The sequence below is a fragment of the Gemmata palustris genome (assembly GCF_017939745.1).
Lineage (GTDB): Bacteria > Planctomycetota > Planctomycetia > Gemmatales > Gemmataceae > Gemmata > Gemmata palustris.
Map to the genome: position 1 here is coordinate 6,397,869 of NZ_JAGKQQ010000001.1, position 18,682 is coordinate 6,416,550.

Consider the following 18,682-nt stretch of genomic DNA (forward strand, 5'->3'; position numbering starts at 1 on the left):
TCGGACTCGAGGTTGCCATGTACGGTATGCCCCAGGATATGATGGGTCCGGCCGGGTTCGACCCGTCGATCGTCATGCTCTCCGGTTACCTGTTGACGCTGCTCGCCGGGCTCATCACGCTGGCGCTGCTCATCGGGGCCGTTACCCTGCCGATATTCTTCGTCGTGTTGTTCGCGATCGAGCAGGGCGCGTGGGCGGTCGCGGGCGCGACCGGGGCGTTCGTTCCCAAACTGGTGCTCATCATGTTCCGCGGGCTGCGGCGGAGCCCGCTGCGCACCTCGCTCACGTACCTCGCGCTGTTCGTCCTCACCACCGTGCTCGTGTTCCTGTACACGATTCTCACGTTCATCAACACCGTGACGACCGAGAAGGAAGCCAACTTCAAGGCGATCCTCACGCACAAGACGGTGATCCCCAGCCAGATGCCGCCGAAGCACTACACGGAGTTCAAGCGGCTCGCGCTCGAGGAGCTGCCCAAGGAGTACGCGAAAGAGTACCCGGGGGAGCCGGCACTGGTGGTGCGCGACCAGGACGTCATCAGTTGGTCCTTCGTCGGCGGGACCACCGATCCCAAGAACATGCGCCCGGACAACGTGCTGTTCATGTTCTGCCTGGAGCCGGAAAAGATCCTGACCATGATGGACGGCCTGGACGACCTGACGGGGGACGAGAAGGCGCAGTTGGAGGCCGGGGTCAAGGCGATGCTGGCCAACGAACAGGCGATCATCGTGAGCAAGTCGCGGCTGAAGAAGCTGAACAAAGAGGTCGGCCAGGAGATCAAGTTGACCGGGCTGAACTTCCCGAAGATGGAGTTCAAGTTCGACATCATCGGCGTCATCCCGGACGGGAAGTACGAGGGCGTCGGGTTCATGAACAAGGCCTACCTGGAGAAGCTCCTCAAGGACAAGCCGGCGGACTACGTCATGCAGGACAAGGCGGTGAACCTGATCTGGGTGAAACTGCCCAACCGGAAGGCGTTCGACGTGCTCAACCGGATGGTGGACCCGCCGGCCAACCCGCCGCCCGGCCAGGAGCGGCGGACGTCCCCGTTCAACAGCCCGGCGCTGAAGATGGAAACCGCGTCGAGCGGGATCGGGTCGTGGCTGGACGCCTACAAGGACATTTTCTTCGGCATGAAGTACATACTCACGCCCGCGATGGTGGCGATCATGTGCCTGGTGATCGCCAACGCGATCAGCATCGGGGTGCGCGAGCGCCGCACCGAGATGGCCGTTCTGAAGGTGCTGGGGTTCCAGCCCCGGCACGTGCTCGCCCTCGTTCTGGGTGAAGCGGTACTCGTGGGCCTGATGGCCGGCGGGATGGCCGCGTTCCTGTCCTGGTTCGGGATCGGGAACCTGAAGCTCCAGATCGCGTTCTTCGGGGCGTTCATCGTGCCGTGGGAGGCGCTGGTACTCGGGCCGCTGTTGGGCGTAGTCGTTTCCGTGCTGGGCAGCATCGGGCCGGCCCTGGGCGCCAAGAACGTGAAGGTGGCCGAAGTGTTCGCGCGAGTGGCTTGAGTCGCCGCACCGAAAAATTGATCGCCAGGAACCGAACCGATGCCCGGTACCGCAACGAAAGTCGAACTGCTCGCGCCCCCGAAGGACGGGCCGAACCCGGTTTACGCGCTCGCACAGACGGTCGCGGGGCTGCTCGTCCCGCTCGTGCTGCTGCGCCCGTTCCGGTTCCTGCTGGTGCCCCGGCGCTCCGGCGGGAGCGAGTTGTTGCGCGCCGTGCTCCTGTTCGGGTTCGCCGGGTTCTGGCTCCTGGTGCTCACCGGGCAAGCGGCCACGTTCGCGTTTAAAGGGTTCCCGCCGTTCAAGGAGCCGCCGAAGTTCGACCCGCTCACGTTCGGGGCGGTGATCGGGGCACTGTTCCGGGCCGTACTCGGGGGGGCACAGGTCCTGTTGGCCCCCACGATTTTGTTCGATTGGCTGTTCTTCCGGTCGTTCTCGAATCTGAGAACCGCCCCGCCCGCGTTCGAGCGGGCCGTTAAGCTGCGGTTCCAGTTCGAGCGGGGCATTTACTCGCTCATCGGCACGCTGTTCGTCGTGGGCTTTTCCCTGCTCCCGCTCGCCGCGCTGTTGGCCGCACTGCCGCTGGTCGCACCGAGCGAGGCGGTCCTCAGCGACACCGTGCGCCCGGCCCGGTCGTGGTGGCGCCGGACCGCGCGGCGCGCGTTCGCCGCGGGCGCCGGGGTCGCGGTCCTCATCGCACTGTTCGCGTTCGCGGTCGAGGTCGTCACCCAGCTCCCGCTCCCGGCGGGGGGGCAACTGGGTGTGCTGGCGAAGAAAGTGCTCGGGACATCGACCATCGATCTGTTGCCGGAGCGCGCGATGGCCGGCGTGCAGCCCGACGATTCGTGGCTCAGCGCGCAAGAACTGCTCGATAAAAAGGCCGCGCTGGAGCGCGCACGCGACCGGGCGGCCCGGAGCCAGACCACGGCGCTCTGGACCCCGGAGGACGAGGCCGAGGTCGCGGCGGCCCAGCGCGACATCGACGAGCGGGCGCTGACGTCGGTTCACATGCAGGTGCGGCTCGACCCGAAACTGGCCCCCTGGCTCGCGCGCCCGATATGGGCCGTCCTCCCGCCCGCGCTGATCCAGCACTGGCCGTTCGTGTTCCTCTTCGTCTACGCCACCGACCTGTTCCTGTTGTTGCTCATCGGGCGCGTGCCACTGGCTTACAACTTCCGCTACTTGTGGGTGCGCAAGCGGGACACCGCGCTGACCGCGCTGGCGTTCACCGTGGTCGTCGCGCTCGTCGTCGTGCTGCTCGCGTTCGTCAACGGCATGTACAAGTTGAACGAGAGCACCGGCGTGCCGGGGAACGTGATGGTGCTGGCCGAGGGCTCGACGGACGAACTGTTCAGCAACCTGGAACGGGCCGCCGCGGACAACGTGGAACGGGTCGAGGTGACGGCCGCGAACGGGGCGAAGTACGCCATCGCGCGGGCGGTCCGCGGTCCCGACGGCGCGCTCGACCGGTTGCCGGTCGGCGCCCCACTCGAGGTGAAGGGCGCGGCCTACCTCGCGAGCCTCGAATCGTACATGGTGATGAACCAGGCGGTGCCGTCGAAACCGGGCGAGACGGCCCGGCGCCGGTTCCTCCAGGTGCGCGCGCTGCGCGACCCGCAGATCGCGGCGGCGGTTCACAACATGGAACTGGAGCCGGGCGGGAAGTGGTTCGCGGGCAACGGCGTCCACCAGGAATCCGGGGGGAAGTACCTGCCGTGCGTGCTCGGCGGCGGGGCGGCGGGTACCCTCGGCGCCGACATCGGCAAGCCGCGGTTGGGGCCGGGCGACACGTTCGAGTTGGCCGACCAGCAGTGGGTTGTCACCGGGGTGATGAAGTCCGAGGGGACGACGTTCGGGTCCGAGGTGTGGGTGAGCGACAACAACCTCGCGGTCCACGCGGCGGGCAAGAAGAACCGGTACACCACGCTCGTGCTACGCACGGCCGACGACAACGCGACCGCGGCCCGCGCCGTCTCCGACTACCTCAACCGCGGGTACACGCAGGCGAGCCTGAAGGCGTTCGCCGAAACGGACTATTACAACGAGTTAACGAAGACCAACGAGACGTTCTTGACGTGGATCGTGTTCCTGGCCGGGGTGATGGCGGTCGGCGGCATCTTCGGCGTGATGAACACGATGTTCGCTTCGATCGCGGCCCGCATCAAGGAAGTCGGGGTGTTGCGCATCCTCGGGTTCAAGCGCTGGCAGATCCTCATTTCGTTCATGATCGAGTCGCTGGCGATCGCGTTCGTCGGCGGCGCGGTGGGGTGCGCGCTCGGTTACTTCGCCAACGGCTTCGAGGCCGCGAGTACGCTCTCGGGCGGTCAGGGGGGCGGTAAGAGTGTCACCCTTAAGATGGTCGTGGACTACCAGATCCTCGCGGCCGGGATGCTGTTCACGCTCGTGATGGGTCGGCTCGGGGGGCTCGTCCCGGCGCTCTCCGCGATGCGGATGGAAATCCTCGATTCGCTCCGGTGATCCCACGTCAGACCGGGACGCAGAGTGCGTCCCGATTCGCACGACCCCGACCGAGGCAACATTCCGGTTGGGGTCCGTGCAGCCGCACCAGGTGCAAAGCCTTTCGCCGAAAGCACTAAAGAGCAATATCGCGCCACGAGATGATCGGCGCGTGACAACTCCCTGAAGGCAGAGTAGACTTCTCATACATCCTGCCAAATAGCCCACCCGCCACCTGCCGCCTTCTCTCCCACCAAATCGCCACGTTTCGAGGTCGGGCCATGCCCCACACTGCCTACCTTTTCCCCGTACCGCTCGTGTGCCTCCTCGCGTGCTGTGCGCCCGATTGCTGCGCTGCGGAGGACCAGGAGCAGTTTGAAGAAAAGACCATTGCGCGCTGTGCCGAGCGGGTGCTGAAAACCGCCAAGAACGACCGCACGCTCTGGATCAAGGAACTGGAAGCCGCGTTCCCGGGCAAAGTGATGCACGCGGGCACCGAAGAAGAGTACGCGACGTGGTTCGCGCTGCTCGCTGGCAAGAACAACGAATGGCGCCGGGACGCCGACGCTACGGGCCTCGCGGAACTGTTCGACAAAGTGGTCCAGCGGCTGGAACTCGGCCCGGTACCGTCCATCACGCGCGACGAGTTCACGAGGTACGCGAAGAAGCTCATGAAGGACCACCCCGCGCCGGGAGGGAACGCGGGCGACCCGGCAGAGGACGCGGACAAGGTGTTCCGCGTGCTCGACCGCGACGGCAACGGGGAACTGGCGAGCGAAGAACTGACCGTGGGTTTGAAGGACGAGAAACAGCACGCCGACGCGGACGGGAACGGGCGCATCACAAAGGACGAGTACCGCGGCTACTTCCAGCGCAAGGTGACGTTCAAAGTAGACCAACTCTCGGCCGCGGCCAAAACGAACGAGAACCCGCAAGCCCGCGGACCGGACGGCAAGCCGAAACCGGGGGCGGGGGTGCCGGAATGGTTCGCCACGCTCGACACCGACAAGGACGGCCAGATCGCGCTCTTCGAGTGGCGCAAGGACGGGCGCCCCATCGCACTGTTCAGCGAAATGGATCTCAACGGCGACGGCCTACTGACCCGCGACGAGTACCTGCGTTACGTGCGGATGACCGAGAACAAGCTGAAACAAGACCGTCGCGAAGGGAAAGAGTAAGACAAACAAAGTGTCCACCCGCGGGGGCCACTTTCCCGCCGTGAGGCGCAAACACTCCCGGTCCCTCCGCAAGGAGGAGGCGAACCGGGGTGTTGAGACGAAGACCAACTTCGTGGGGCTTCAGCCTTCCGCGGCGTATCGCCGCAGCTCGTGGCGCTGACCCCCGCGGGTGAACGCCATCAATGTAAAGCGCCGATCGTCGCGTGCAATGTCGGAAACACAACGCCAAAAGCCGGCCCTCCAAAGGGTCGGCTTTTGTTTTTTACTACCCGGTCTCGGTCCGTGCGGCTTACCAGCGTCGGTTGCCGTAACCGTTCCAACCGCGGTTGTAGTACGGGCGCGAGTAGTAGCTGCCGTAGTTGTAGCCGTAGCTCGGGTACGCACCGGAGCCGATGCTCAGCCCGAACCCGCCTGTGTTTAAGTTGAACCCGGAGCCGTAGTTGTAGTACCCACCGGCCGGGTACACGTAGGGCGCGGTGTTGATGCTCGGGTACACGACGACCGGGCGCGTGTTGTAGTACCCGCCGTAATAGCCACCGTTGTACCGGGGCGGTCGGGCGTCGGCGGAGCCGGCGGACATCGTCAGCGCGCCGGCCGTAACCAGTGATAGAATGGCGAATTTCATGATGTGCGTCCTATGGTGTTGGGCGAAGTGGGCAGTGGCGGAGGGCGTTCCATTATACGAACGCAAACGACCGCCGGGGTTGCGCCCGGCGGCCGGAAATTTCACGTTTTCGCGGTTCGATCAACGGTGATGGTGGTAGTGGCCGTAGTACGGGCGACCGTAGAAGCCGTAGGCCGGGTACGCGCCGCCAATCGTCACCCCGAGGCCCGGGCGCACGACGGTTACTGCGGGGTAAATAGGGGGCGCAACAACCACCACGGGCCGGGCAACGAGCACGGGCGGTGCGGCGACCATCACCGGCGGCGGGGAAACGAGCACGGGCGCAGCGCCCGGCGAGACGAGTTCGACGGGCGGTTGGGCCGAGGCCGAGGAACCAGAAACCGCTAACGCGAGAGCCGCTGCGAGGGACAGGATACCGAGCTTCATGACCTGATCTCCACCAGAACGGCAGGGGCTTGAGCTGAGTTCTCCGTGCAGCAGACGCAAACGAGAGGCCCGCTTGCGCGGGGTCAGCGCGGCTCGCACGGGTGCGGCGAGCAGGGCATAGCGATTGTGCCGGTTCGGTAAAATGGCAGATACAAATGGCAAAGGGCCGGCAGAGCCGACCCTTTAAAAGATGCACGAGTGTCGTCGATCTTAAACGTTGCCGAAGTGGTGCTGCAACTTCCTGATGGCCTTGTACTTCTCGTCGCTCACGCGCTCGACGGTGGTCGCCAGTTCCGCGGCGATCTCGGGCACCGGCCAGCCGTCCGCGGTCAGTTCCAGAATCCGGCGCTGGCGCGGGCTGAGTTGCTCGGCGGCGGCCTTCGCCACGGCGTCGCGGTCATCGCGGGTCGTGTTTGCGACGGGTTGCCGGTCGGGTAAGTCGGGCGACAGCGCGGCGAACTTGCGCGCCCGCTGTGTGCGCTTCTTCACCGCGTCGATGGCGCGGAGGAACTCGCGGCGCTCGTCCGTCTCACTGTCCACCAGCACCGTGCCCCACTTGTCCGCTTCGACGCGCTCGAGCAAGCGGACGAAGACGGCCTGGGTGCAGTCCTGCCACCGGTCGGCCGGTAAGCGGGCGTTCCGCCAGCACGTCTGGCAGTACTTGCTGATGTCGGTGACGGCTTTCGAGCTGGGCGCTGCGGTCGCGGTCGATGCGGCGGCCCGGGCCGGCGACGTGGCGAGCGCGGTGCCCAGCACCATCGCCACCATCACGTTGCGGGAAGAGCGCGTTGTGGGCAAATATCGGGTCATACGGTCGCGTCCCAAAATCAAGGAGCGAAGTTCTGCCAATTATAGCGACAGTGAGTGGGGACATTCTCGTCGACCGGGAAAGAAAAATTCTCGGCGTCGGAAGTAGGCCGTTGCGGTAAGCTGTGGCCGAAGCACCCCACCCAAATCCGCTCCTTGTAAAAGAGCGGGTAAACAGAATTCGCCTCGTGGCATGTTCTCTTTCTGGGAATTCCCCTTTTCTCTGATGAAGAAGGGGCGGGGTCAGGTTCTTTTTACCCGGGACTTCCACCCATGCGCCGATTGCTGCCTCTCCTGCTACTCGCCCCAACTCTTGCACTCGCTGACGAACCGAAGCAACCCGAACCCGTGCCGAAGGGCACCACGTTTAGCTTTAACTTCAATAAGAGCAAGGTCTTCCCGGGCACCACACGAAACGTGACCGTGTTCGTGCCGGCCCAGTACGACGGCAAAACGCCCGCGTGCGTGTACGTAAACCAGGACGGCTTGCCCGGTTACGTCGGCCCGACCTTCGAGAAGCTTATTGCGGCGAAGGAGATGCCAGTCACGATCGCGATCGGCGTGACTCCCGGTGTCGTTCCGGCAGCCAACAAGGACGCACTCGCGCGGTTCAACCGCAGTTACGAATACGACGGGCTCGGCGACGCCTACGCGCGCATGCTGCTCGACGAACTGCTCCCGGAAGTCGAAACCAAGACCGCGAGCGGTGACCGCAAGATTATCCTCTCGAAGAAGGGCGCGGACCGCGCCATCGGCGGCGCCAGTAGCGGGGCGATTTGTGCGTTCACGGTCGCGTGGGAGCGCCCGGATGCGTTTACCCGCGTGTTCAGCACCATCGGCACCTATGTCGGGCTCCGCGGTGGGGACATCTACCCCACGCTGATCCGCAAATTCGAGCCGAAGCCGATCCGCGTCTTCCTCCAGGACGGCAGCAAAGACCTCAACATCTACGGCGGCGACTGGTGGATGGCGAACCAGACGATGCAGCGCGCGCTGGTGTTCGGCGGCTACGAAGTGAAGCACGAATGGAACGACGGCGGACACGACGGCGGGCTCGCTGCGAAACCGTTCCCCGAAGCGACGAAGTGGCTGTGGAAGGACTGGCCCGAGGCGCCGAAGGCCGGGGAGGGGTCGTCGCAGTTGAAGGAGATTCTGATCCCAAGCGAGGGGTGGAAGCTCGTGGGTGAGGGCTACAAGTTCACCGAAGGACCGGCGACCAACGCGAAGGGTGAAGTGTTCTACAACGACGTGGGCGCGGCGAAGACGTACAAGGTCGTGGACGGCAAACCGGTCGAATGGCTCGCGGACAGCAAGCGCGGTGACGGTCAGCGCTTCGGCCCGGACGGGAAGTTGTACGCGAATGCTGCGGGCGTGAACAAGATCCTCGCGTGGGACGCCGAGGGCAAAGCGACCGAGTTCGCGGCCGGCTTCAAGGGGAACGATCTCGTCGTGCTGAACAGCGGCGCGATCTACGACACTGACCCGTTCGAGACGCCGGGCAACAGCAAGGTCTACTACATCTCGCCGAAGGGCGAAAAGAAGGTCGTTGATACCGGTCTGAAGTTCGCGAACGGCATCACGGTGTCGCCGGACCAAACGCTGCTCTACGTCGCGGACAGCCGGACGCACTGGGTTTACAGCTACTCCATCCAAGCCGACGGCACGCTCGCGAACAAGCAGAAGTATTACCACCTCTACGTCCACGACCGCGACGACGACTCGGGTGCGGACGGGCTGCGCGCGGACCGCGACGGCCGGTTGTGGGTCGCGACCAAGGCGGGCCTACAGGTGTGCGATCAGGCGGGCCGCGTGAACGGCATCATCCCCACGCCGAACGGCAAGGTCTCGAACCTGACGTTCGGCGGCGAGAACATGGACGTGATCTACGCGACGTGCGGCGAGAAAGTGTACAGCCGCAAGGTGAAGGTGAAGGGCGCGAACGCATTCGAGAAGCCGTTCAAACCGACCGCCCCACGGTTGTAAGGAGCACAGGATGACTGGTTCGTAGGTCGGGCGGTGCCCAACGTGTTTGGCATTGTGAAAGTTGCGTTGGACGCGGCTCAACCGACCGGTCGTCCCAAGATACTTTCTGGTACTATCTCGAGGTGGTGGCGGAGCAATCAGAGACTCTGTCCACCACCTCACGATGGAACGCAACACCCTGGAGCTTCCGCACTATGTCCCAGCTTCGCGTCGCCCTCTTCGCCGTGCTCCCGATGGCGCTACTCGCCGGGTGTCAGCCCAAAGGTATCCCCGCAACCGGGCTTACCAACCCGGACGGCAAAACAACACTCGCGGACGCCCGCAAAGGGTTCGTTACCAAGCTCGCCCGACAACAAAAATCGAACAAAGCCGTCGATGAACCACCCGCAAACCTGTTCCGCGCGGTGCAGTACGAGGCGCCTGTTGGCAAGTGTGCGGCGTACCTGACGCCCAACCCCAAAGACGGCAAAAAGCACCCCGCGATCATCTGGATCACTGGTGGTGACTGCAACACCATCGGCGAGGTGTGGAACCCCGCTCCGGCCAGCGACGATCAGACCGCCAGCCAGTACCGTGAAGCCGGCATTGTGATGATGCTCCCGTCACTGCGAGGGGGAAACAAGAACCCCGGCTCGCAGGAGAATTTTTTCGGCGAGGTGGACGACGTGCTCGCCGCCGCGGAGTACCTTGCCAAACAGGAGTTCGTCGACCCGACCCGCATCTACCTGGGCGGGCACAGCACCGGCGGCACGCTCGTGATGCTGGTCGCGGAGTCGTCGCCCAAGTTCCGTGCGGTCTTCTCGTTCGGCCCTGTCGAAGACGTTTCGGGCTATTCCGCAGATTACCGGTCCGCGGTCAACATGTCCGATGCGCGCGAGGTCGAACTCCGCTCACCCGGCCGCTGGTTACACTCGATCCAGTCACCGACGTTCGTTTTTGAAGGGGTCAACGATGGGAACCTGAGTTCCCTTCAGGCGATGGCACGAGCGTCGAACAACCCGAAAGCGAAGTTCTTCGCAATTAAGGGAGCGACGCACTTCAGTGTCCTCGCCCCGGTCAACAAATTGGTCGCGAAGAAGATCCTCGCGGACACCGGTGCGGAACCGAACCTGACGTTCACGGAAGCCGAACTGAACCAACTCTTCGGCCGGTAAACCACGGTCAGTTGGGGAGCACAACAGGCTCGTGTCGAGGAGCGAAGGTGAACGATCGCGACGCACTGTTAGCGGCGATTCTGGCTCAACCCGATGAGGATACGCCGCGATTGATTTACGCGGACTGGCTCGATGAAAATGGCGAGCCAGACCGCGCCGAGTTTATTCGCCTACAGTGCCGGCTTCCGCACCTATCACGCCGCACGGCCGAAGCGAAACGACTAATTGCACGCGAAACCGAACTCCGTGCGCAGCTCTTCAAACACCTCGACAAGTTGCCGTTCACCAAAATTAGCTACCGCCGTGGGTTTGTGGATTCGATCACGTCCGGGCTGCAACTCTTTGCCAAATACGCACCTGAGTTACGAACTGAAGATACGCCAGCATTTGAGTTGATTCTCGAAAGTGACGAGGAAGATGATGAACAGATGGAGGTGGCTGACTACGGTCGCGAAAGCCTCATTCTCCCAATCGTGAAGCGACACGAACTTCGTCGGTGCATTTCCTTGGACTCACAATTCTACCTCCACGGGGAAACTGCGATAGCATTGTTCAGTTCGCGAAATCTAACCGCTCTGCGCCGGTTACGAGCCACCGGGGACGCCAGTGATGCTTTTGAAGAGTTAGGTGCTTCGACATTCGCGAATCTCCGATGGCTGAACCTTCACAATAACGACGACCTTGACCACCACCCGCCTGAGATCCGGCAAATCGTCTGTTCAAAGTATCTTGTAAATCTCGAACATCTAGACCTCGGCGACTGCAACCTCGATGACGAATGTCTGAAGTCACTGACAACAACGCAACATCTCAAACGACTACACTATCTGGACATTTCAGGTAGCAAATTCAGAAGTGGGCTTCCCAATTTCTTTCGTTCGGACAGTCTTCCCGCGCTGACCGAGTTAGACCTGTCCGACCCTCAATACTGGTTTTGGCCCGTTCCCGAAATAAATGAATACGTGAAACTTCTGGCGGATACACCGCGAATCGAACGGCTCACGAAACTGGCACTTCGCCGAAGCAAGCTTACCGATGAAGGTGCAATTGCGCTCGCCATGTCGCCGCGCAAATTGCAACTGACGCGATTGGATTTGTGGGGAAACCAGATTAGTGCAACCGCAAAGCAGGCACTGGAAAACCGATTCGGGCGTGGCGTATGCACCTACCGCCAGCCCGGTGACCGCAACCGTCGGTGAAGAAGCCGCGTTCCTCAATTGCGGCTCTACGCGCTCCGATACGCGGCTTCGAGGTGCTTCACGTAAGTCGCGGCGTCCGTGAGCGGCGAGTGTGCCACCATGTCGCGGAGGCTGGAACGCAGGTCGGCGAGTGCGTCGCGCTGGTCGGCCCATGTTGCGGCCAGCGTCACGAGTTGTTCGGGGGTGTCGGCGATAAATTCGGGCAACCCCAGTGCGTTCAGCAGACTCATGCCCTGGCGCCCGCGCGCGTCGTGGCCCGCTACCGTCAGTACCGGGACGCCCATCCACAGCGAATCACACGTCGTCACTGCACCGCCATACGGGAACGGGTCGAGCGTCACGTCGAGCGGCTGGTACGCCTCGAAATAGTCGCTGCCCGAGAGCCGGTACACGAGTTCCAGCCGATCGGAGACGATCCCGCGTTGTGTGAAGCGCGCCGCGATCTCTTCCGACGAACTCACCGACTGCCCCGCGAGTAGCACCAACCGCGACTTCGGCACGGCCTTCAGGATCTCGGCCCACGCACCCACGCACGCATCGGACAGTTTGCCGGGGTGGTTCAGGCACCCGAACGTGAACGCGCGCCGGCTCGCGGGCAGTGGGTTCGGTGCCGGGGCGTTTTCCGGCGGGACGTACAGCCAACTGAGGTCGGGCAGGCGCAGGAGCTTCTCGGTGTACAGCGATTCCGCACCCGGCGGGTCGATCTGCCCGTCTGTGACGCGAAAATCCAGCGCCCGCATCCCGGTCGTCGCGGGGTAGCTGAAGAGGCCGATTTGGGTCGGCGCGGGGCCGCGCGCGAACACGAGCAGCCGGTTCCCCGGCGCGTGCCCGTTCAGATCCACAAGGATGTCGATTTCATCCGAGCGGATGAGGTTCGCGGCGCGGTCGTCCGGGAGGCCGGCGATCGGCTTCCACGAATCCGCGAGCCGGCGCAGGCGGTCGTAGTCCTCGCCCTGCCGACCCGAGTTCGGGTACGCGGTAATGTGGAACTGTTTGCGATCGTGGTGCGTGAGCAGCGTTTCCAGAAACGCGAACGCCGCTCGCGACCGGAACTCGCCGAACACGTACCCCACGCGGACCCGCCCGGGAGCGTTCGGGTCGCGCTTGCGCGGGCGCTCCGCGGGAGCCAGTGGGTCCGCGAACGCGGTGGCCCAGGTCACGTGCTCGTCGCGCAACTGTTCCGGTGTGAGCGTCGAGGAGAACAGCAGGTTACTGAGGAGCGAGCTTTGTGCGATCGGGTTCGGAGCTAACTCGAGCGCCCGGCGCAGCGCCTCGACCGCTTCCGTGGTGCGGCCCTGGTCGCCGAGGCTCGTGCCCAGGTTCGCCCACGCATCAACGAAGTCGGGCCGGAGGTGAACCGCCATCCGGTACGCGACCTGCGCGTCGTCCGTGCGGCCGGCGGCTTCGTAGGCCACGCCCAGGGCGTTGTGCGCTTCGGGGTAGTCCGTGCGGAGCGCAACCGCGCGTTCCAGTGTTTCAATCGCCTCGTCTGTTTGACCGGCCGCGGCGAGGTGGAGCCCCAAGTTGCAGTAGCCCCGCGGCGAATCCGAGAACCGCGAAACCACCTCGCGGAACGCGGCGATGGCCTCGTCGCGGCGCCCGCACCGGGCGAGCGCGTCGCCGAGCAGGTTCAGCCCGTCGGCCACGTCGGGGGTCACGGTGACCGCGCGCGCGAAGCACTCCACCGCGCGCGGCCAGTCGCCGCCGTCGCTCACCGCGAGCCCCAGGTTCACGAGCACCAGGGGGGCGTTGGGCGATAATCGCAGGGCGTCTTCGTACAGCGGCACCGCCCGCGCGGAGCGCCCCGTGCGGCGGTACAGGTTCCCGAGGTTGAAGAGCGTGTTGAGCTGATTGGGGTCGGACGCGATCGATTCGAGGTAGAAGCGCTCGGCCTCGTCGGTCTCGCCGCGGTGGGCGAGAATCGAGCCGAGGTTGGTCAGGCACGCGGGGTGCCCCGGGATCGCTTCGAGGAGCTGTCGGTACCCCTGCTCGGCTTCGTCAAGGGCACCGCTCTGGTGTGCGGCGACGGCGCGCTGGAACAATTCGTCCGGGGTGGCCACGGCTCCCTCCGGGAGCTGGGGAAAGGGCGAAGCGAGGAATGCAAACGGGTGCGAAGGGTCGCTCCACTTCTCGCTTTTTCCTTATTACCCTTTTTCGTCCGTATTGCCAACTATTCCCCGACGTAGGGCAGCAGGCCCATGAACCGCGCCCGCTTCACCGCGGTGCCGACCTCGCGCTGGAACGTGGCGCACAGCCCGGTTCGTTTCCGGCTGGACAGTTTGCCCTGGCTGGTCAACATCTTCTTGAGGTTGCTCACGTCCTTGTAATCGACGAACGCGGGGCGCGGGCACCCGTCTTTAGTGCAGAACCGGCACCGCCCCTTGCGCGACCTACCCAGCTTCTTCCGATTCATGTCACTCCACCTGACCCGTGTGAAACTGCACCGACAATTCCGGTATTTTCGGAAAGAGTTAGGGTAGGTGGCGGGGCCACAAGTGTCAACGGAGTCTGTGGCATTGAGGTACCACCCGCTCGTTGCCACGCGCGGTTCGCCAATGGTCCCGGTGAACCGCGCGTGGCAACGAGCGGGTGGAGCAACTACACGCCCAGGTCTTTTTTCAGGGACGAGTACCAGTCGCTGAACCAGCCGGTGCGCACCTTGTTGTTGCCCGTGGACTCCATGACCTGCACTACCATTTTCTTCAGTTCGCGGTCGGTCTTCTTGCCCTGGGCCGCGCGCTTGACGTTGCCGAAGATGAGGTCGAATTCCTGTTGGTCGATCTTCCCGTCGTTGGCCGCGGCGGTCGCGAGCTGGTCCTCGATCTGCTTGAGGATGCGCGACTCCAGAACGTAGCTGAACTCGTCGCACACCTGCCCCAGCGCGGCCAGCGCGCTCTCGACGGTGACGCCGAGCTCGATGGCGATGCGGACGATCTCCCGCTCCTCGTTCCGGTCGATGTACTTGTCGTCGTAGGCGCGGGCCTTGATCTCGTTGACGATCCGCTTCTTGGTGTCGTCGGGTGACATGGTGGGTCTCCTGCGTCGGCCGGACGGGGTTCGGGGCGGGCACGGCCCGCGTATCGGGTATTCGTTGAGCCGCGCGCGATCTTGGCGCGGGCGAGTGCCCGAATTCTAGCCGCCCGCGTTCGACCCGCAATCACGGATTTCACCGAACCCGCACCCACCGCGGATCATCTTTACTTCTTCTTTTTCTTCTTCCCCACCGGCTTGGCAGCGTCCCCGGGTCCGGCGCTATCCGTTTCGGGCGCGTGTGCCTCTCCACCGTCGGAATCGTGCGGCACACTGGCCCCTACCCCCGCACCAACGAGGGACGCGAGGAGCTTCTTTTTCTTTTTCCCCTTCTTCCCTTTCTTGGGCGGGAACGTGCCTTCCGGCGGCTCGGTCAGGTCTTCAATGAGTTGACCGGGGCGCACGCCCAGCGCACCCGACAGGGCCAAAATCGTACTCGCCCGCGGGTCCGCCTTCCGCCCCTGCTCCATCTTCGTCACGAGAGAGAGACTCAAATCGGCCCGGTCCGCGACTTCTTGTTGTGATAAACCCGCTGCCGCTCGCAACGTCTGCAACCGGTACGCGATGTTCTTCGACAACCCCATAAAGCCCCTCTGAGAATTGTGTGGGAAGTGTGTAGGCACAGAAATGATAGCAATGAGTCAGGTGGCACTCAAGTGCCACCTGAGAAAAATTTGACGCGCGCAAATGTAGCACCGGGCTTCCACCCGGTGCTACGAACGCCGGCCCCTCCGGGGCGAAGACCAGGGCCTTCATTGCCTTTCCGCCGCGGAGCGGCCGGCGTTTATAGCACCGGGCGGAAGCCCGGTGTGTTCTCACTCCCCGAGCGCTTCGAGCGCGCGGACGGTTTCGTGCAGGTCGAGGTTGGGGTTGATCTCGAGCGCTTGCCGGAAGGCGCGAAGGGCGGCGCGCGGGCGGTTCAGCTTTAAAAAGCACTGTCCCATCCCGGCGGCGGCGCCGAAGTGGTGCGGGTTCAGCCGCAGAACGGTCTCACAGTCCTCGGCGGCGCGGGCGAACTCGCCGCGCTTGAAGAACCAGATCGCGCGCTGGTTGTGGACCTCGGCGAACCCCGGCGCCTCGCGCAGGAGGCTCTCCAGTTCCGCACGGGCCTTCGCCGCGTCGGGCTCCCGGGTGGCCTCTTGGAGGCGCTGGGTTTGTTCCTCGGTGCCCGCGCGGAACCAGAGTTCCCAAAGCGAATCGGTGGCGAAGTGGCGCACGAGCGGGTCCTCGTCCCGCAGGGCGACCGCGGTCGCCGGGACCGACTCGGCCGTGCCGGTCAGCCCGATCGCACGCGCGGCGGCCCGGCGCGCGGTCACGGCACCGGTGGCCAGAATGCGCTGGAGCGTGCCCTCGGTGTAGTGCGCGCGGGCGGCGTCGCGGAACGCGCGCAGCGCGCCCTGGGCGCCGGCCGTCCACAAATCCTCATCATCTCCCAGGCGGAACTCCGGCAATCGGTCGAACAGCTCCACCAACAGCGGAACGGACACGGCGCAGCCCTCTCACACACGGACCCTACGCCACTTTAGTGCGCGGGGCGGGTGTCACACCAGCCCGCGCCGCGAATTGTGAGCGGGCGATTGACGCGCGAACAGCGCCGGGGTTAACTGGTAAGGCGAACGATCCCTCTTAAACTCAAAGAAACGCCCCGCTCATGACGCCCGAACCCCCTTCGCCCGCGCCCCCGCGCAAGAGGCGCACGCGCCTCATCATTGCCTTGGTTCTGGTACTGAGCGGGTGGGCCGTGGCCCTGTTCGCACTCACTCGCGCCCCGAAATCCGAGTCCGAAGGCCCCGGCGCCACCGTCGTGTTCCACATTAACCGGACCCCGCCCGTGTTGTTTCCGGGACAGGCCGTGACCGACCCGTTGGAGTTCGAGTCCTATCGCCAAGCGCAAGCCATAGCCGTCCGCCGGCGCCTGACCCTGAATAGCGCCCTGAAGAGCAAAGACATCGCGCAGCTCTCTGTTGTGAGCAACGAATCGGACCCAGTTGCTTGGCTCGAAGACGCCCTCCGCGTGTCGTTCGACCCGTCTTCGGAGTACATGCGCGTGGAACTCGACGGTGAGGCCGCGGACGAACTTGTGGCGGTCCTCAACGCGCTCACAAAAGCCTACCTGATGGAGGTGGAGGCGCGCGACAACAGGTACCGACGCGAGCGGCTCAAAAAACTGGAAGACGTGAACCGGGGGTACCGCACCGAGGTGGATCAGCACCACAAACGCATCGATACAATCGCAACGACGCTCGGTTCGAGGGACGGGACTACTTTGGCCATCGTGGATTCGTTCATCAAGGACGACCTGCGCGCCGCGATGCGCGATTTACAAACTCTCCAGGACCAGAGGGCCGTTCTCGAGGCCGACCCCAAAGCCGTCGATTCCCCCGAAGCCAAGAGCGTGCGCGCGCGGGAACACGTGGCACAGGCACGAGTGGATGCCAACAAAGCTCAAGTCAGTAAGTCTAATGAATATCGAATTGAATTGGGGCGCATTCAGCAGTCGATTCGGGTCACGGAGCGCCTGCGCCAGAAGATCGCAGACGAAATCGAGATGATAAAAATCAACCTCGACGTGCCCGGGCGCGTCACGGTCTCAGATCCCGCATTCGTGCGCTCGCCCCGGTAACCAGTGTAGAAACAACGGCGGCCGAGGTTCCCCCGGCCGCCGGCGCGCGATTCCGCTCGCGTCACGCTTATTTCAGCGATTTCACGAACTCCAGCACTTCCTGCGGGTGGTCCTTCGGGGCCACCTTCTCGTAAATCTTGGCGATCTTCCCGTCCTTATCGACCACGAACGTGATCCGCTTCGGGGTCGTTCCGCCGGCCTTACCGAGAATCCCGAGCTCCTTGATGAGCTTCAGGTCGGTGTCGGCGAGCAGCGGCATCGGCAGTTTCTCCTTGTCGATGAACTCCTGCTGCTTCGCGACGGTGTCGCCGCTCACGCCGAGGAGCACCACGTTCTCCGGGAGCTTGTTCTCCTTCACCAGATCGCGGAACCCGCACGACTCGACCGTACACCCGGGGGTCAGGGCCTTCGGGTAGAAGAACACGACGACCGTTTTGCCCTTCAGGTCCGCGATGGAGACGGTCTTCGCGTCCTTCTTGACCTTGTCGATCTGCGCCGCGGCCAGCGGCACGTCGGGGAACTTGTCCCCGACCTTCACCTTCAGCGTGGTGTCGTCAGCGCTCATAGCGGGTCCAGCCATTACACAGACGATCGCCGCGGCGACGGTCTTGGCAGCGAAACGCAACATGGTGCCTCCAGAGTTCGGACGGGGCGGAAACGGGACGGGCGTTCGGCGGGACCGCGCCATTCTCGACACCCGCCGGGCGCCCGGCAAGGGGCGGTCCGGCGTTTCGGCCCGGCGCCGGGTAATTGGCCCGAACCCTTACCCGCCCGGGGCGGCTCTATTACTAAAGAGTATCGCGAAATCAGAAACCCCGTTGACGACGTTAAGACCACGGGTTAAGAGTTATGTGTTAAGGGTTGTGCGGAACGGGCCGCTGGTGCGGCCCTCGCGGAACCCCGTTACTGGTTACAGGAGTTACGGCAATCCCACCATTCGATCGTAGTAATGCCCCCCGCGGCCCGGCCGGCCCGCGCATGAACGAACAGATCCGCATTACCCCCATTCGTCTCATCGGTGCCGAGGGCGAGGCCCACGGTATCGTCCCCACCGCGCAGGCCCTCGAGATGGCCCGCGAAGCCGGCATGGACCTCGTCGAAGTGGCCGACAAGGAGCGGCCGCCGGTGTGCAAGATCATGGACTTCGGCAAGTTCAAGTACGCCCAGTCCAAGAAGAGCCACCAGAAGACGCACCAGCAAAAGCTCAAAGAGATTCGCGTTCGCCCGAAAACCGGCGACCACGACATTCAAACAAAGATCAACCAAGCGCGCCAGTTCCTCGAGCACAACGACAAGGTGCAGGTGAACGTGCTGTTCCGCGGGCGCGAGATGCAGCACATCGAAGAGGGCCAGCGGGTGATGAACCAGGTGCTCGAAGCCCTGGTCAACGACTGCAAGCTCGAAATGCCGGCGAAGATGGAAGGCAAGCGCATGGTCGCGCTCCTGGCCCCCAAGAGCAGCGGGCCGGAAAAGGGCGGGAACCAGAGCGCGGCCAAACCCAAACCGAAACCCAAGCCGCCGGTCACCCCCGGGGCCGCACCGCCCCCGGCGCCCGCCGCGACCGCACCGAGCGCGCCGCCTGCCGGAGCCGCACCCGCGAAGCCGCCGGCCCCGCCGCCGAAAGCATGAGCTCGGCGGCCCGCACCTCATCGCCCTGTCGCCCCGCCGATTGTCGTTCCGGGCGGT

Annotated in this window: 17 protein-coding genes; 8 read left to right on the forward strand and 9 right to left on the reverse strand. The window is 64.1% G+C overall.

Features of this window, described 5'->3' with window-relative positions; all coding sequences use genetic code 11:
- The first annotated feature begins 17 nt into the window (after positions 1 to 17).
- From J8F10_RS26665 to J8F10_RS26675, 3 genes are all read left to right on the forward strand, one after another.
- Positions 18 to 1,517: an ABC transporter permease gene (locus J8F10_RS26665; protein ID WP_210659207.1), complete on the forward strand. Its 1,500-nt coding sequence runs from the start codon at positions 18 to 20 to the stop codon at positions 1,515 to 1,517.
- Between the two features lie 39 nt (positions 1,518 to 1,556).
- On the forward strand, positions 1,557 to 3,992 hold the full coding sequence (locus J8F10_RS26670; protein WP_210659209.1) for an ABC transporter permease: 2,436 nt from the start codon (positions 1,557 to 1,559) through the stop codon (positions 3,990 to 3,992).
- A gap of 260 nt (positions 3,993 to 4,252) precedes the next feature.
- Positions 4,253 to 5,149: an EF-hand domain-containing protein gene (locus J8F10_RS26675; RefSeq protein ID WP_210662170.1), complete on the forward strand. Its 897-nt coding sequence runs from the start codon at positions 4,253 to 4,255 to the stop codon at positions 5,147 to 5,149.
- A gap of 289 nt (positions 5,150 to 5,438) precedes the next feature.
- Here J8F10_RS26675 and J8F10_RS26680 read toward each other — a convergent pair whose 3' ends face one another.
- The 3 genes from J8F10_RS26680 to J8F10_RS26690 all read right to left on the reverse strand — a co-directional run bounded on the left by J8F10_RS26680 (position 5,439) and on the right by J8F10_RS26690 (position 7,010).
- Positions 5,439 to 5,774, reverse strand: coding sequence for a hypothetical protein (locus tag J8F10_RS26680; RefSeq protein ID WP_210659211.1), 336 nt, complete (start codon positions 5,772 to 5,774; stop codon positions 5,439 to 5,441).
- Positions 5,775 to 5,894: 120 nt separating this feature from the next.
- A complete protein-coding gene (locus tag J8F10_RS26685; RefSeq protein ID WP_210659213.1) occupies positions 5,895 to 6,200 on the reverse strand; it encodes a hypothetical protein in 306 nt (101 codons plus the stop codon).
- A gap of 210 nt (positions 6,201 to 6,410) precedes the next feature.
- Entirely contained in the window at positions 6,411 to 7,010 is a 600-nt protein-coding gene (locus J8F10_RS26690) for a sigma-70 family RNA polymerase sigma factor (RefSeq protein WP_210659215.1), read from the reverse strand.
- A 270-nt stretch (positions 7,011 to 7,280) separates the two neighbouring features.
- Between J8F10_RS26690 and J8F10_RS26695 the strand changes: the two genes are divergently transcribed.
- The 3 genes from J8F10_RS26695 (at position 7,281) to J8F10_RS26705 (ending at position 11,343) form a co-directional block, all read left to right on the forward strand.
- On the forward strand, positions 7,281 to 8,990 hold the full coding sequence (locus J8F10_RS26695; protein ID WP_210659217.1) for an SMP-30/gluconolactonase/LRE family protein: 1,710 nt from the start codon (positions 7,281 to 7,283) through the stop codon (positions 8,988 to 8,990).
- Positions 8,991 to 9,184: 194 nt separating this feature from the next.
- A complete protein-coding gene (locus tag J8F10_RS26700; RefSeq protein WP_246523602.1) occupies positions 9,185 to 10,144 on the forward strand; it encodes an alpha/beta hydrolase family protein in 960 nt (319 codons plus the stop codon).
- A 47-nt stretch (positions 10,145 to 10,191) separates the two neighbouring features.
- Positions 10,192 to 11,343, forward strand: coding sequence for a TIGR02996 domain-containing protein (locus J8F10_RS26705; protein ID WP_210659219.1), 1,152 nt, complete (start codon positions 10,192 to 10,194; stop codon positions 11,341 to 11,343).
- A 26-nt stretch (positions 11,344 to 11,369) separates the two neighbouring features.
- Here the strand turns inward: J8F10_RS26705 and J8F10_RS26710 are convergent, their stop codons facing one another.
- The 5 genes from J8F10_RS26710 to J8F10_RS26730 all read right to left on the reverse strand — a co-directional run bounded on the left by J8F10_RS26710 (position 11,370) and on the right by J8F10_RS26730 (position 15,860).
- Positions 11,370 to 13,403 (reverse strand): O-linked N-acetylglucosamine transferase, SPINDLY family protein, encoded by a 2,034-nt coding sequence (locus tag J8F10_RS26710; protein ID WP_210659221.1) that lies wholly within the window; start codon positions 13,401 to 13,403, stop codon positions 11,370 to 11,372.
- A gap of 110 nt (positions 13,404 to 13,513) precedes the next feature.
- Positions 13,514 to 13,756, reverse strand: coding sequence for a 30S ribosomal protein S18 (rpsR, locus tag J8F10_RS26715; protein WP_210659223.1), 243 nt, complete (start codon positions 13,754 to 13,756; stop codon positions 13,514 to 13,516).
- Positions 13,757 to 13,941: 185 nt separating this feature from the next.
- On the reverse strand, positions 13,942 to 14,370 hold the full coding sequence (locus tag J8F10_RS26720) for a hypothetical protein (protein ID WP_210659226.1): 429 nt from the start codon (positions 14,368 to 14,370) through the stop codon (positions 13,942 to 13,944).
- A gap of 170 nt (positions 14,371 to 14,540) precedes the next feature.
- On the reverse strand, positions 14,541 to 14,957 hold the full coding sequence (locus tag J8F10_RS26725) for a helix-turn-helix domain-containing protein (protein ID WP_210659227.1): 417 nt from the start codon (positions 14,955 to 14,957) through the stop codon (positions 14,541 to 14,543).
- Between the two features lie 231 nt (positions 14,958 to 15,188).
- On the reverse strand, positions 15,189 to 15,860 hold the full coding sequence (locus J8F10_RS26730) for a tetratricopeptide repeat protein (protein ID WP_210659228.1): 672 nt from the start codon (positions 15,858 to 15,860) through the stop codon (positions 15,189 to 15,191).
- Between the two features lie 164 nt (positions 15,861 to 16,024).
- Between J8F10_RS26730 and J8F10_RS26735 the strand changes: the two genes are divergently transcribed.
- A complete protein-coding gene (locus tag J8F10_RS26735; RefSeq protein ID WP_210659229.1) occupies positions 16,025 to 16,996 on the forward strand; it encodes a hypothetical protein in 972 nt (323 codons plus the stop codon).
- A gap of 67 nt (positions 16,997 to 17,063) precedes the next feature.
- On the opposite strand, the gene J8F10_RS26740 is transcribed toward J8F10_RS26735, so the two are convergent.
- The gene (locus tag J8F10_RS26740; protein ID WP_210659230.1) at positions 17,064 to 17,624 is read right to left on the reverse strand and encodes a peroxiredoxin; all 561 of its coding nucleotides are present in this window, start codon (positions 17,622 to 17,624) and stop codon (positions 17,064 to 17,066) included.
- A 350-nt stretch (positions 17,625 to 17,974) separates the two neighbouring features.
- Here J8F10_RS26740 and infC point away from each other — a divergent pair, with 350 nt between their 5' ends.
- Positions 17,975 to 18,625, forward strand: coding sequence for a translation initiation factor IF-3 (infC, locus tag J8F10_RS26745; protein ID WP_210659231.1), 651 nt, complete (start codon positions 17,975 to 17,977; stop codon positions 18,623 to 18,625).
- Positions 18,626 to 18,682 lie beyond the last annotated feature (57 nt).

Bases quoted from the DNA above. Each gene is read 5' to 3' on its own strand.
- infC (WP_210659231.1), top strand. From the start codon at position 17,975: ATGAACGAACAGATCCGCATTACCCCCATTCGTCTCATCGGTGCCGAG.
- J8F10_RS26670 (WP_210659209.1), top strand. From the start codon at position 1,557: ATGCCCGGTACCGCAACGAAAGTCGAACTGCTCGCGCCCCCGAAGGAC.
- J8F10_RS26680 (WP_210659211.1), bottom strand. From the start codon at position 5,774: ATGAAATTCGCCATTCTATCACTGGTTACGGCCGGCGCGCTGACGATG.
- J8F10_RS26695 (WP_210659217.1), top strand. From the start codon at position 7,281: ATGCGCCGATTGCTGCCTCTCCTGCTACTCGCCCCAACTCTTGCACTC.
- J8F10_RS26700 (WP_246523602.1), top strand. From the start codon at position 9,185: ATGTCCCAGCTTCGCGTCGCCCTCTTCGCCGTGCTCCCGATGGCGCTA.
- J8F10_RS26740 (WP_210659230.1), bottom strand. From the start codon at position 17,624: ATGTTGCGTTTCGCTGCCAAGACCGTCGCCGCGGCGATCGTCTGTGTA.
- J8F10_RS26720 (WP_210659226.1), bottom strand. From the start codon at position 14,370: ATGTCACCCGACGACACCAAGAAGCGGATCGTCAACGAGATCAAGGCC.
- J8F10_RS26685 (WP_210659213.1), bottom strand. From the start codon at position 6,200: ATGAAGCTCGGTATCCTGTCCCTCGCAGCGGCTCTCGCGTTAGCGGTT.
- J8F10_RS26690 (WP_210659215.1), bottom strand. From the start codon at position 7,010: ATGACCCGATATTTGCCCACAACGCGCTCTTCCCGCAACGTGATGGTG.
- J8F10_RS26725 (WP_210659227.1), bottom strand. From the start codon at position 14,957: ATGGGGTTGTCGAAGAACATCGCGTACCGGTTGCAGACGTTGCGAGCG.
- J8F10_RS26665 (WP_210659207.1), top strand. From the start codon at position 18: ATGTACGGTATGCCCCAGGATATGATGGGTCCGGCCGGGTTCGACCCG.
- J8F10_RS26735 (WP_210659229.1), top strand. From the start codon at position 16,025: ATGACGCCCGAACCCCCTTCGCCCGCGCCCCCGCGCAAGAGGCGCACG.
- J8F10_RS26675 (WP_210662170.1), top strand. From the start codon at position 4,253: ATGCCCCACACTGCCTACCTTTTCCCCGTACCGCTCGTGTGCCTCCTC.
- rpsR (WP_210659223.1), bottom strand. From the start codon at position 13,756: ATGAATCGGAAGAAGCTGGGTAGGTCGCGCAAGGGGCGGTGCCGGTTC.